This is a genomic window from Pseudomonas sp. AU11447 (assembly GCF_001672555.2).
GTDB classification, from domain to species: Bacteria; Pseudomonadota; Gammaproteobacteria; order Pseudomonadales; family Pseudomonadaceae; genus Pseudomonas; species Pseudomonas nitroreducens.
On record NZ_LZDG02000066.1, the window covers coordinates 157769 to 169170 of the forward strand.

Sequence of the window (11402 nt, forward strand, 5' to 3'; positions counted from 1 at the left end):
GGTTCAGTCGGCCAGCAGCGCCGGAATCCCGGCCACCAGCGCATCGATGGCACAGCGGATCTTCGACGGCATGTAGCGGGTCTTCGGCCACACCGCATGGACCTCCAGCGGCGGCAGGTTGCAGCGGCCCTTCACCACCACCAACTCGCCCAGCGTCACGTGCCGCGCCAGCAGCCAGGACGGCAGCCGAGCCAGACCGAAGCCGGCCACGGCGGCGGCGGTGATGGCTTGCAGGTCATCCATGCTCAGCTGTGGGTCGATGTCGATGCGTTTCGCCTGGCCATCGTCGTCGCGCAGGTCCCAGGGCGAGGTGACACCGGCAACCGAGTAGCTGATGGCCGAGTGGCCGGCGAGGTCGTCCAGGCCTTCGGGCATGCCGTGCTCGGCGATATACGAGGGCGCCGCGCCGATGCTGGTGTACTGCACGCCCAGCTTGCGCGCGGCGAGGGTGGCGCTGTCGCCCAGCGGGCCGATGCGCACGGCGAGGTCGAAGCCCTCCTCCACCAGGTCGACACGGCGGTCGGTGAACGACAGGTCGATCTTCAGCGACGGATACTGCCGCGCCAGCGCCAGCATCAGCGGCACCACGCAGAGGTGGCCGAAGGAGATCGGCACGCTGACCCGCAGGCGCCCGCGCGGCTCCATGCGCCCGCCTTCCAGCGCGGTATGCGCGGCGTCCAGTTCGGCCAGCGCGCGCACGCAACTGTCGTAGAACACCTGGCCATCGTCGGTGAGGTTCTGGCTGCGCGTGGTCCGCTGCAGCAAGCGCACACCCAAGCGCGCCTCCAGCCGGGCGATGGCCTTGCCTACCGCCGAGCGAGTGAGGTTCAGGCGCTCGGCGGCCACGGCGAAGCTGCCGGCGTCCACCACCTGGACGAAGGTGGCGATGCCATCGAGCCGGTCATCCATCAGGCAGCCCCTTTGAATCTTCAAGAGACCCAATGATGGGACGAAATAGCGCCAATGGGGAACCCTGTTCTTTTTCAGAATAGTGGTTCGTCCCACGGAGCCATCCTCATGACTGCCCTCCATAACCCCAGAAACCTCATCGCCCTGGCCGCGGTGTGCCTGTCCTCGATGATGTTCGGCCTGGAAATCTCCAGCGTACCGGCGAGCCTGCCGGCCCTTGAGCGGGTACTGCACGGCGACTTCCAGGACCTGCAATGGGTGATGAACGCCTACACCATCGCCGTCACCAGCGTACTGATGGCCGCCGGTACCCTGGCCGACCGCTTCGGCCGCAAGCGCCTGTTCGTCATCAGCCTGGCATTGTTCGGCCTGACCTCGTTGCTCTGCGGGCTGGCGGGCGACATGCCGACCATGATCGCCGGGCGCTTCCTGCAGGGCGCCGCCGGCGGCGTCATGCTGATCTGCCAGGTGGCGGTGCTGACCAGCCAGTTCAGCGACCCGGCCGAACGCGTGCGCGCCTTCGCCGCCTGGGGCGTGGTGTTCGGCATCGGCCTGGGCTTCGGGCCGATCATCGGCAGCGCCATCGTCGCCCTGGCCAGCTGGCAGTGGGTGTTCCTGGTACACGGGCCGCTCGCCCTGCTGACCCTCGCGCTGGCGCAGTACGGCGCGGTGGAGTCGCGCGATCCGCAAGCCGAGCGGCTGGATATCGGCGGCATGCTCACGCTGTCACTGGCCGTGCTCGGCATCGTGTTCTACATCACCCAGGGCGCCGGCATGGGTTTCACCAGCCCGGCCGCGCTGGTGATCCTGTTGCTCAGCCTGACCAGCCTCGCCGCCTTTGTCCTGATCGAGCGCCGCGCCGCCCACCCGATGTTCGACTTCTCCGTGCTGCGCATCCGCGCGTTTTCCGGCGCGATGTTCGCCTCGGCGGGAATGAACGCAAGCTTCTGGCCCCTGATGATCTACCTGCCGGTTTACTACCACGGCGTGCTCGGTTACGGCGACGTGAAGGCCGGCTGGTCGTTGCTGGCGTACACACTGCCGACGCTGCTGGTGCCGCCCATCGCCGAGCGCCTGGCGCACCGCTTCCACCCCGGCTGGGTGATCCCCGGCGGGATGTTCGTGATCGGCGCCGGCTTCTTCCTGATGCTCTGGGGCAGCGCCGTGGATCACGCCAGCTGGCTGACCCTGCTGCCCGGCTGCGTATTGGCCGGCATCGGGCTGGGCATGACCAACACCACGGTGACCAATACCTCCACCGCCGCCGTGCCCGCCGCCCGCGCGGGGATGGCTTCGGGCATCGACATGAGCGCAAGGATGATTTCCCTGGCGATCAATATCGCGGTGATGGGGTTGATCCTGCTCTGGGGCGTCGCTACCGGGCTGCACGGCGTGGACGGCAGCGAGAAGCTGCAACAGGCCGCCAGCATCGCTGCCGGCCAGTTGGGCCCCGATGCCCCGGCCAACGCGCGGGCGGCACTGGTGCAGGGCTTCGGCTGGGTGCTGGGCTACGGTGGGGTCAGCGCGTGGCTGTTCGCAGCGGGCAGTTTCGTGACCTTCGGCGCGCGCCGGGCGGCACGACCTACACTGGAGGTGGCCCGATCCTGACTGACAGGAACACCGCCATGAAAACCATCCTGCTGCTCGCCTTCGTGTTCATCAGCGCTTCCAGTTGCAGCGTGGGCTCCGGCTTTCGCTTCCAGCCAGACTTGCCGGCAATTGCGGCGCGGGCTTAAGGCTGGCTGTTTTCGCGATTGACACTGTGCCGTGCGGTTCGCGAGCAAGCTCGCTCCTACGAAGAGCACATCGCAGCTGACCTGTAGGAGCGAGCTTGCTCGCGAACCGCCCAACGCTGGCCTTGCCGACGGATCGTCGATGAGATCGGCACCGGCAAAGGTGCCGATCCATCAAGGTCACGGCGCCTGCTTGATCACCTGGCTGAACCCCAGCACCGCGAACACCGGCACCTCGGGCGTGATCGAAGGCACGTTGGCGACTTCCTTGAGCGGCTCGAGTTTCTCTTCCAGGTCGAAGTCGATCAGCTTGAGCACCAGCGGCTCCAGGGTCGTCACCTCGATGCGGCTCTCGCTGGGGCGGCTGACCAGCACCTGGGACTTGAGCCGGCGCTGCTGGCCGTGCAGGTCGAGGTTGAAGTCCACGGTTTCCTGGCGCGACTGGCCGACCTGCAGGTCGTCGTAACGGCTCAGGTCCAGCTGGCTGCTGACGATCGCCTCGGGGAAGCGCTCGATCTCGAAGAAGGAGTTGCGCATGCGCTCGTCGCGCAGCGCCAGGCCGCTGTCGATGGACTCCAGCGGCACCACGACGCGGACCGCGCCCTGGTCGTCGATCTGCCCGGAAAGACGGTCGAAGCGCTGCACTTCCGCCATCTTGCCGCGCTTGACCGACACGAAGCTGATCCGCGAGGTGTCGCCGTCCAGTTGCCATTCGGCCATCGCCAGGGGGCTGGCCAGCACCAGCAATGCGCACACGGCTCCTGTTACAAAAGAATGCATTGATCCTCCGAAGCGGGTCGCCCCGCTCCGTGGAACGCGCCCGTCAGAACGTGATTACGATCTCGCGAGCTAGAGCAGAACAAGGCAAAAACAGGCGAGGATGCGCAGATTACAAGCGGTAAATGAGCAGTCCGAGCCTGTTTTTAACGCCGTTCTGCCGACGCGCAGCAGATCGTAATCGCGTTCTCAGTGGTTGCCCGATTCGGGCAAATCATCCGCCTGGGGCATCAGTTGGCATCCCTCGCGCGCACCGAGCCAGGCGGCTGTCTGCGTACTGCCAAGGCCGCGGGCGGTCACCCGCTTGCGCGCTTCGTCGTCGAGGAAGCCGCTGGTCGGCACGTACTGCTTGGTATAGGCCCGGCAATAGTCCGCCGAGTTCCCCATAACGTAGCGGCAGGAGCAGTACTCCTTGGCGGTATAGGCGCCGATGATGCCGGGGAACGCCGCGAGGTGGATGCGGTTCTGCCAGATCACCACGGCCAGCGCGACGAGCAGCAGGGCGAGAACGCTGAGGATCGGATGGCGGCGGATCATGGCTGCACCTCCCCGTGGGCGAAGGCCGCCTGGGCGAGTTTGAGGAAGGCGTCGTGCTGGTAGCTGCCGTCGCGGTCGTCGGCGTAGCGGACGATCACCAGCTTCTGTTCGGGGATCACGTAGAGCGCCTGGCCCCAGTGGCCGAGCGCGGCGAAGGTGTCTTCGGGCGCATCCGGCCAGGGTACCGGCGCGCCGGCCACCGGGCGGTTGAGCCACCACTGGCCACCGGGCACCGCTTCGTTGGGTTTCTTCGGATCAGGCTGGTACTCGGGGAACGGCGCGAGAACGAATTTCATCCAGTCCTGCGGCAGCAACTGGCGGTCCTTCCAGCGCCCGTCGCGCTCCATCAGCAGGCCGATGCGCGCCATGTCGCGGGCAGTCATGTAGGCATAGGACGAGCCGACGAAGGTACCGCTGGCATCGCGCTCCCAGACCGCGGACTGGATGCCCAGCGGCTCGAACAGCGCGGTCCAGGGGTAGTTCGCGTAGTCCTTGCCGACCATCTGCTTGAGCGTGGCGGAAAGCACGTTGCTGTCGCCGCTGGAGTAACGGAAGCGCTTGCCCGGCTCGGCATCGGCAGCGAAGCCGGCGGTGAACTTCGCCATGTCGTCGCGGCCACGGGTGTAGAGCATCGCCACCACCGAGGAGCGCACCGGCGCGTATTCGTACTCTTCCTGCCAGGCCAGGCCGGAGGCCCAGTGCAGCAGGTCGCGCATCTTGATATCGGGATGGTCGGCGAAGGCCGGGTAATGCTTGGCGACCGGGTCGTCGAGCTGGAACTTGCCCTCGCCGAAGGCCACACCGAGGACGCTGGCCATCACGCTCTTGCTCATCGACCAGGCCAGGTGCGGCGTCTGCGCGCTGGTCGGGCCGGCGTAGCGTTCGTAGATCAGTTGGCCGTCGCGAATCACCACCACCGCATCGGTGCGCACGCCCTTGCGGGTGGCGTCGTCGCGGCTGGGGAAGGCGTAGCTTTCGAAGGCTTCGACAGCAGCGCCACTGGGCGTGGCGCCGTGGGGCCAGTCGGCCTCGGGCCAGGTGTCGGCTCCGTGGGCATGGCTGCTGAGCAGGCAGGTGGCCAGGGCCAATGCGCGCAGCGCTGGCCTGTAGGAAGTGAAGGGCATCGGCGGGCCTCTTGTTATCAGGTCGGCCCGCACCCTAGCACGGTGAAGATGACGAATTAAGCGCCGATCGTGCCGTAATCAAGGACGATTGGCGCAATCGGTCAGCATGGGGCCTGTCAGCGTGGCACCTGGTAATCCTCCGGCCCCATCAGGTCCATGCCGCATTGCAGGTCGCTGATCCAGTCGAGGAAGGCTCCGATCATGGCCTTGCCCACGAAGGGCCGGCCGTGCTGCGGGACGATCATCTCGATGTCCATGCCGCGCACCATCGATGCCCAGAGCCGCGCGACCTTGTTCGACGCCATGTAGCGACGGTGGAAGCCTTCCATGTGCGGTACGTGCGCAGCGAAATCCTGCACCGGGCTGGCGTCGTCCACCAGGGAGGCGCCCATGTCGCCGGAGAAGAGGATCTTGCTGACCGGATCGTAGATCTGGAAGTTGCCCACCGAGTGGAGGAAGTGCGCGGGGATCATCTTCAACTGGCAGCGGCCCAGTTGCACCGACTCGCCGCGGTCCGGCAGCGGGATCACCCGGTCATAGGTGGAGATGCCATGGCTGACCGCCAGGTAGTTGGCCGTCAGGTGCGGCAGGAAGCGCGCCCAGAGCTTGGAGCAGATGACCTTGGCGCGGGTGTGCAGCAGCCACTTGTCCAGCGCGGCGATGATGTCCGGGTCCTGGTGCGAGGCGAAGATGTAGTCCAGGTCCTGCAGCGAGAACAGTTTCGAGAGTTCCAGGGACAACGGCGTATAGGTCAGGTCGCCGCCCGGATCGAGCAGCAGGCGCTTGTCGTGGTCGACGATGAGGAACTGGTTGGATTGCACACCGTCGCCGCTGACCAGATCGTCGAAACACAGGCATTGGTGTTTACCGTCGTCGAACAGCACGATGGGTTCGCGTCGCATGAGGGGATTTCCTAAAGCAGTGGGAGGGAAAACAGTGGGTAGCCCTGCGGAAATTTCTTGGTATCTCAGAAACATCTGTAAGGCTAACGTCCCCTCCCCAGGCCCTCACTGACGTGGGTCAAGGCCTATTGCCACCCTCGCTTTCTCCAGGCGCTTGGCCCGGGCGGCGCCGGCGATGGCGAGTACACTCTTGTCGCGTCTCCAGACCGCCGCCAGCTCCGGGTCGCCCGAGACGAAGGCGGCATCCAGCGTCGCAGCGAGGCTTTCGAACTGGCTGAACACACCGGCCAGCAGCAGGTGGGTTTCCGGCTGCGAAGCCGGCTGCCGGCTGACTTCCGCACAGCCGGCCAGCACACCGGTCAAGCGCAGCGCCAGCTCCGCCGGCCACTGATGCTCCAGCGCCAGGCCATAGAGCCAGGCGCAGACCGCCGCCAGCACATGGGTGTCTTCCAGGGTGCGGAAAGGCTTGCTGTAGGCCTCCCAGCCATCACCGGGCAAGCGCTCGCAGTGGGCGCCGTCGAGCAGCAGGCGGGCGTGGGGGATGTCCGGCATCAGCGGCAGGGCCGGCAGCGACTCGAGCTTCGCGCCCGGCGCACCGGACTGGACGACGGTCATGGCGATGCGCGGAGGCTGTCCCTCGTCCTCGTCACGCGCGGCGACCAGCCACCACGCGGCGCTGTCGGCGGCGGTGGCGAAGTCCTTGCGACCGTGCAGCACCAGACCGTCGAGGCGGGTCTGCAGGTCGGCGGGGCGCACGCTCTTCTTCTCGGTCACGCAGAGCGCGCCGAGGCTGAGTGGGGCCGCCGGCCAGAGCGCGCGCAGGGCGGCCTGGTAGCCGGCGAGGAAGGCCAGCCCCGGTGAGGTCGCCAGGCGCCCGCCGAGCACTGCCAGCTCAAAGCTGCCGCTATGGCCGGCGCGCGCCAGCAGTTCGGCGTACCAGTCGTCCAGGGCCAGGCCGGGCGGCAATCGGTCCTGCGGGCCGAGCAGGCATTTCCAGGGCATCGCGGCGCTCCTTCCTTCGAGGTCGTTGTTCTTGTCATACAAGCATCACCGCACCGTCATGGGCGTGACACCGGTCATTCCTAGCCTGAGCTTGCACAACAAAGCCGACCGGCCGCAACCCGCATGGCCGGTTCACGGAGGCACTCGCATGAGTCAGATCGCCCTCTCCTGTGACACCCCGGCAGAACGCCGTCTCAAGGCCGTGCGTCTGCGCGGCGCCCGCGCCCTGCGCGAAGCCCAGGCCCTGCGTTACCGCGTGTTCAGCAGCGAGTTCGATGCCCAGCTCAAGGGCGCGGACCAGGGGCTGGACATGGACGACTACGACCGCCACTGCGCTCACATCGGCGTGCGTGACCTCAACACCGGCGCGCTGGTGGCCACCACCCGCCTGCTCGACCACCGCGCCGCGCAGCGCCTGGGCCGCTTCTACAGCGAAGAGGAATTCGCCCTCGATGGCCTGGACAACCTGCAGGGCCCGGTGCTGGAAATCGGCCGCACCTGCGTCGACCCGGACTATCGCAATGGCGGCACCATCGCCGTGCTCTGGAGCGAGCTGGCCGAAGTGCTGAATGAAGGCGGCTACCGTTACCTGATGGGCTGCGCCAGCATCCCCATGCGCGACGGCGGCATCCAGGCCCGCGCAGTAATGCAGCGCCTGCGCGACCGTTACCTGTGCCAGCAGAACCTGCGCGCCGAACCGAAGACCCCGTTGCCGCAACTGGACGTGCCGGAAAACCTCACCGCCGAGCTGCCGCCGCTGCTCAAGGCCTACATGCGCCTGGGTGCGAAGATCTGCGGCGAGCCCTGCTGGGACCCGGACTTCGGCGTCGCCGACGTGTTCATCCTGCTCAAGCGCGACGAGCTCTGCCCGCGCTACGCCCGCCACTTCAAGGCCGCGGTCTGATGCGTAGCCTGCGCGCCTGGCTGCGCGTTGCCCGCCTGCTGCTGGTGTTGACGGTGGGCCTCGCGCTGGCCGCCTTCGTCAGCCTGCTGGAGCGCCTGCCCGGCCGCGACTGGATGCCCCTGCGCCAGCGCCTTACCTGCTGGTACCTGGCGCGTCTGACGGCTGCCCTGCCCTTCGAAGTGAAGGTGCACGGCGAGCTACCCGGTCAGCCGATGCTGTGGGTGTCCAACCATGTGTCCTGGGTCGATATCCCGCTGCTCGGGGCGCTGCTGCCGCTTACCTTCCTGTCCAAGGCCGAAGTGCGCCAGTGGCCGGTCGCCGGATGGCTGGCGGAAAAGGCCGGCACGCTGTTCATCCGCCGGGGTTCTGGCGATGCACGAATGATCAACGCGCAATTGGCCACGCACCTGGCGCGCGGCCGTTCGCTGCTGGTCTTCCCCGAGGGCACCACCACCGACGGCCAGGGCCTGCGCACCTTCCACGGCCGGCTGATGGCCAGTGCCATCGAGGCCGGCGTGCCGGTGCAGCCGGTGGCGCTGCGCTACCGACGCAACGGGCAGGCGTGTGAGCTGGCGCCCTTCATCGGTGACGACGATCTGGTCAGCCACTTGAAGCGTCTGTTCGACAATGATCGGGGAGTCGTGGAAATCCACCTCTTGCCGGCGCTGTCGAGCGCCCACCAGGACCGCAACCTGCTGGCCAGGCAAGCGCACGCGGCAATCCGTGCGATGGTGTGTGATGAGCAGGAAGAGGCGGCCATTGCGGCCTGAGGTTCGCTGACAAGCGAAGGGATTGGAGCCCGCCGTAACCTACGGCCGACGGGTTCCCACTCTGACGAAACGGCTTTCAAACTGCGCCGGGCGGCACCCTCGAGTCGCCCGACGCAGCCTGAAAACAGTCTCCAGACGCCGCAGGCTCAAGCCTCCGGCGGCACGACCAGGATGTCACAATCCAGTTCGCGCAGAGCGTAGTCGGCAACACTGCCGATCAGGGCACGCTTGATTCCGCCCATACCCCGAGTACCCATGACCAGCAGATCCGGCCGATGCTTGTCGACCATCCGCTGCAACACGTTGCCCGGCAGCCCGACGGCCACCAGTTGTTCATCGATGCGTTCTTCCAGGTGCTGGTCGTGGAGGAACGTCTTCAGCTCCTCCACCGCCTGGCGCGATTCACTGCTGACGAATTCGTCGATGCGCTCCTCGCTCACTCCGGAGTACTGCATCATGCCCTTGGCCAGCGGACTGAAGGCGTAGACGCCCCGGCGCACGGCGCCTTCCAGCAGGCCCAGGTCATTGGCCACTTCCACCGCGTGGGCCGAAGCCGGCGAGGTGTCCAGGGCGATCAGCAGGTCGCGGTATTGCCCGCCGGCCGGCTGGTTGACCACCAGCACCGGCAGTTGCCCGGCGCGCAGCACTCGCTCAACGGTGGTGCCGACGAAGATGTCGCGCAGCACGCTCTTGCGGTGCGCGCCCATCACCAGCATTTCGCAGTTCAGGTTCTTCGCTGCGGCAAGGATCTTCTGGTTCGGATCGCCGCGCTCCACCAGCAGTTTCGGGCAGGTGCCGCCCATTTCGGTGAGTTCGACCAGGCGCGCTTCGAGCATCATGCGCACCTGGGTGACTTCCTGTTCGACCAGTGCCGACGGTTGGTCCTCATCGACCACGTAAAGCACGGTCCAGGGGCAGGCGTAGCGCTTGGCAAGCGCTGCCGCACGGTGCAAAGCCTTTTCGGAACGGCCGGAAAGATCCGTTGCGACCATTAGCGACTTCATCATGCTGCTCCTCTCGTCGTCCTTCAGATGTGTCTATTGCACACGCTATGGGCCGCCGGGCGGTTGACGCATATCAAGTCAGGCCGGACCGTCCATCGATTTCGGCGGATTTCTGACGAACTCCTGAAGTTCGGGATAGAACTCACGGAAGTCGTCGCTCAGCGGCTCGTAAAGACGATCCAGCTCCTCCCAGGCGCCATCCAGCAGGGACGGCCGCGACAGGCGCCGGGACATGCCGGCGACCACGTCCTGCAATACCTCGAACTGCCGATAGCTGCCCAGCCAGTCCTGCGCGGCCATGCGCGGTGCAATGCGCGCCAGACGCTCCGGCAGGCCGGGCGTGCGGCCCAGTACACCGTAGACCCGTTGGGTGAACTGCTCCAGCGGCTCGCCGGAGAAACGCCCCCAGTCGCGGGCCAGGCAGTGGTCGTAGAACACGTCCAAGAGCACGCCGGCCATGCGCCGGCGCTCACTGGGGAAGCGCGACTTGGCACTGTGTATCAAGGGATGAGTGTCGGTGAAGGCGTCGATCCGCCGGTGCAGGCGGATGCCCGCCTCGATTTCGGCGGGCCACTGCCCGGCCAGGGGGCCTTTGACGAAATCGCCGTAAAGGCTGCCGAGCAGTTGGGCGGGCCGGTCGCCGCCCAGGTGGAGATGCGCGAGGTAGTTCATGAGATGAGCTTAGCGCGTACCGATGCTCTTCTGTAGGAGCGAGCTTGCTCGCGAACCTCTTGGCACGGAGCAGAGGCGGAACCATCGCAGACCGGGCTCGCTCCCACGGTAGCCCGCCCTATTATCACGGGCGGTGATCATTACTATCGCGCCAAACGAATTCATATCGTTTTTGACCGATATATAGTTCGTCCCAACGCGATAGACCGATACGCCCATGACTGAACAACACACTCTCGACCTCGACGAAATCTTCAAGGCCCTGGCCCACCCGGTGCGACGCGACATCCTGCACTGGCTCAAGGACCCGGAGAAATTCTTCGTCGAGCAGGAGCACCAATCCTTCGAGATCGGCGTCTGTGCCGGCAAGTTCGACCAGCGTACCGGTCTGTCGCAATCCACCGTCTCCGCGCATCTGGCCGCCCTCCAGCGCGCGGGTCTGGTGACCAGTCGAAAAGTCGGCCAGTGGAATTTCTTCAAACGCAATGAAGAAACCATCCAGGCCTTTGTTCGCCACCTGAGCGAAGCGCTGTAACAAACCCGTTCAGAATCTTGCGAGCTAGAGCAGAGCAAGGCGAAAACAGACGAGGAAGCGCAGTTTACAAGCGGTAAATGAGCATTCCGAGTCTGTTTTCAACGCAGCTATGCCGACGCGCAGCAGATTCAGGACGGGTTTGACCGGCTACTGCCAGCCAAGACAATTTCAACTCTCCAGGAGCAGGCGCATGCCCACTTCGCTTCTCGTCCTCGCTTTGTCCGCGTTTGCCATCGGCACCACGGAATTCGTGATCATGGGCCTGTTGCCCGAGGTCGCGGGCGACCTGTCCGTCTCTATTCCGGCCGCCGGCTGGCTGGTCAGCGGCTATGCCTTCAGCGTCGCCATCGGCGCGCCGATCATGGCGCTGCTCACGGCCCGCCTGCCGCGCAAGACCGCCCTGCTGATGCTCATGGGCATCTTCATCCTCGGCAACCTACTCTGCGCCGTGGCTGCCAACTACGGCCTGCTGATGCTGGCGCGGGTCATCACCGCGCTGTGTCACGGCGCCTTCTTCGGCATTGGCTCGGTGG

The 11402-nt window shown here is 66.0% G+C and carries 13 protein-coding genes; 5 read left to right on the forward strand and 8 right to left on the reverse strand.

Features of this window, described 5'->3' with window-relative positions; all coding sequences use genetic code 11:
- Positions 1 to 3 precede the first annotated feature (3 nt).
- On the reverse strand, positions 4 to 909 hold the full coding sequence (locus A6723_RS24260; protein WP_054908598.1) for a LysR family transcriptional regulator: 906 nt from the start codon (positions 907 to 909) through the stop codon (positions 4 to 6).
- A gap of 108 nt (positions 910 to 1017) precedes the next feature.
- Between A6723_RS24260 and A6723_RS24265 the strand changes: the two genes are divergently transcribed.
- Positions 1018 to 2517 carry an MFS transporter gene (locus tag A6723_RS24265; RefSeq protein WP_054908597.1) on the forward strand — a complete coding sequence of 500 codons (1500 nt, stop codon included), beginning with the start codon at positions 1018 to 1020 and terminating at the stop codon, positions 2515 to 2517.
- A 305-nt stretch (positions 2518 to 2822) separates the two neighbouring features.
- On the opposite strand, the gene A6723_RS24270 is transcribed toward A6723_RS24265, so the two are convergent.
- The 5 genes from A6723_RS24270 to A6723_RS24290 form a co-directional block, all read right to left on the reverse strand.
- Positions 2823 to 3362 carry a YceI family protein gene (locus A6723_RS24270; RefSeq protein ID WP_371914072.1) on the reverse strand — a complete coding sequence of 180 codons (540 nt, stop codon included), beginning with the start codon at positions 3360 to 3362 and terminating at the stop codon, positions 2823 to 2825.
- Positions 3363 to 3608: 246 nt separating this feature from the next.
- Complete coding sequence (locus tag A6723_RS24275) at positions 3609 to 3956, reverse strand: hypothetical protein (protein ID WP_054908595.1); 348 nt, start codon at positions 3954 to 3956, stop codon at positions 3609 to 3611.
- Complete coding sequence (locus A6723_RS24280; protein ID WP_054908594.1) at positions 3953 to 5080, reverse strand: serine hydrolase; 1128 nt, start codon at positions 5078 to 5080, stop codon at positions 3953 to 3955. The genes A6723_RS24275 and A6723_RS24280 overlap by 4 nt, the downstream gene beginning before the upstream one ends.
- A 116-nt stretch (positions 5081 to 5196) precedes the next feature.
- Entirely contained in the window at positions 5197 to 5982 is a 786-nt protein-coding gene (locus tag A6723_RS24285; protein ID WP_024762609.1) for an MBL fold metallo-hydrolase, read from the reverse strand.
- 105 nt (positions 5983 to 6087) lie between these two features.
- Positions 6088 to 6984 (reverse strand): acyl-CoA dehydrogenase family protein, encoded by an 897-nt coding sequence (locus A6723_RS24290; protein WP_054909801.1) that lies wholly within the window; start codon positions 6982 to 6984, stop codon positions 6088 to 6090.
- 148 nt (positions 6985 to 7132) lie between these two features.
- On the opposite strand from A6723_RS24290, the gene olsB reads away from it, so the two are divergent.
- Positions 7133 to 7888 carry an L-ornithine N(alpha)-acyltransferase gene (olsB, locus tag A6723_RS24295; protein WP_054909802.1) on the forward strand — a complete coding sequence of 252 codons (756 nt, stop codon included), beginning with the start codon at positions 7133 to 7135 and terminating at the stop codon, positions 7886 to 7888.
- A complete protein-coding gene (locus tag A6723_RS24300) occupies positions 7888 to 8658 on the forward strand; it encodes a 1-acyl-sn-glycerol-3-phosphate acyltransferase (protein WP_054909803.1) in 771 nt (256 codons plus the stop codon). The genes olsB and A6723_RS24300 overlap by 1 nt, the downstream gene beginning before the upstream one ends.
- Positions 8659 to 8804: 146 nt before the next feature.
- On the opposite strand, the gene A6723_RS24305 is transcribed toward A6723_RS24300, so the two are convergent.
- Together A6723_RS24305 and A6723_RS24310 are read right to left on the reverse strand one after the other, a co-directional pair.
- A complete protein-coding gene (locus A6723_RS24305; protein WP_233298936.1) occupies positions 8805 to 9665 on the reverse strand; it encodes a universal stress protein in 861 nt (286 codons plus the stop codon).
- Positions 9666 to 9740: 75 nt separating this feature from the next.
- Positions 9741 to 10334 carry an ACP phosphodiesterase gene (locus tag A6723_RS24310; protein ID WP_054909804.1) on the reverse strand — a complete coding sequence of 198 codons (594 nt, stop codon included), beginning with the start codon at positions 10332 to 10334 and terminating at the stop codon, positions 9741 to 9743.
- Between the two features lie 217 nt (positions 10335 to 10551).
- On the opposite strand from A6723_RS24310, the gene A6723_RS24315 reads away from it, so the two are divergent.
- Together A6723_RS24315 and A6723_RS24320 are read left to right on the forward strand one after the other, a co-directional pair.
- Complete coding sequence (locus A6723_RS24315; RefSeq protein ID WP_054909805.1) at positions 10552 to 10869, forward strand: helix-turn-helix transcriptional regulator; 318 nt, start codon at positions 10552 to 10554, stop codon at positions 10867 to 10869.
- 190 nt (positions 10870 to 11059) lie between these two features.
- Positions 11060 to 11402: MFS transporter (locus A6723_RS24320; protein ID WP_139093044.1), on the forward strand; the 343-nt coding region annotated here is incomplete at its 3' end.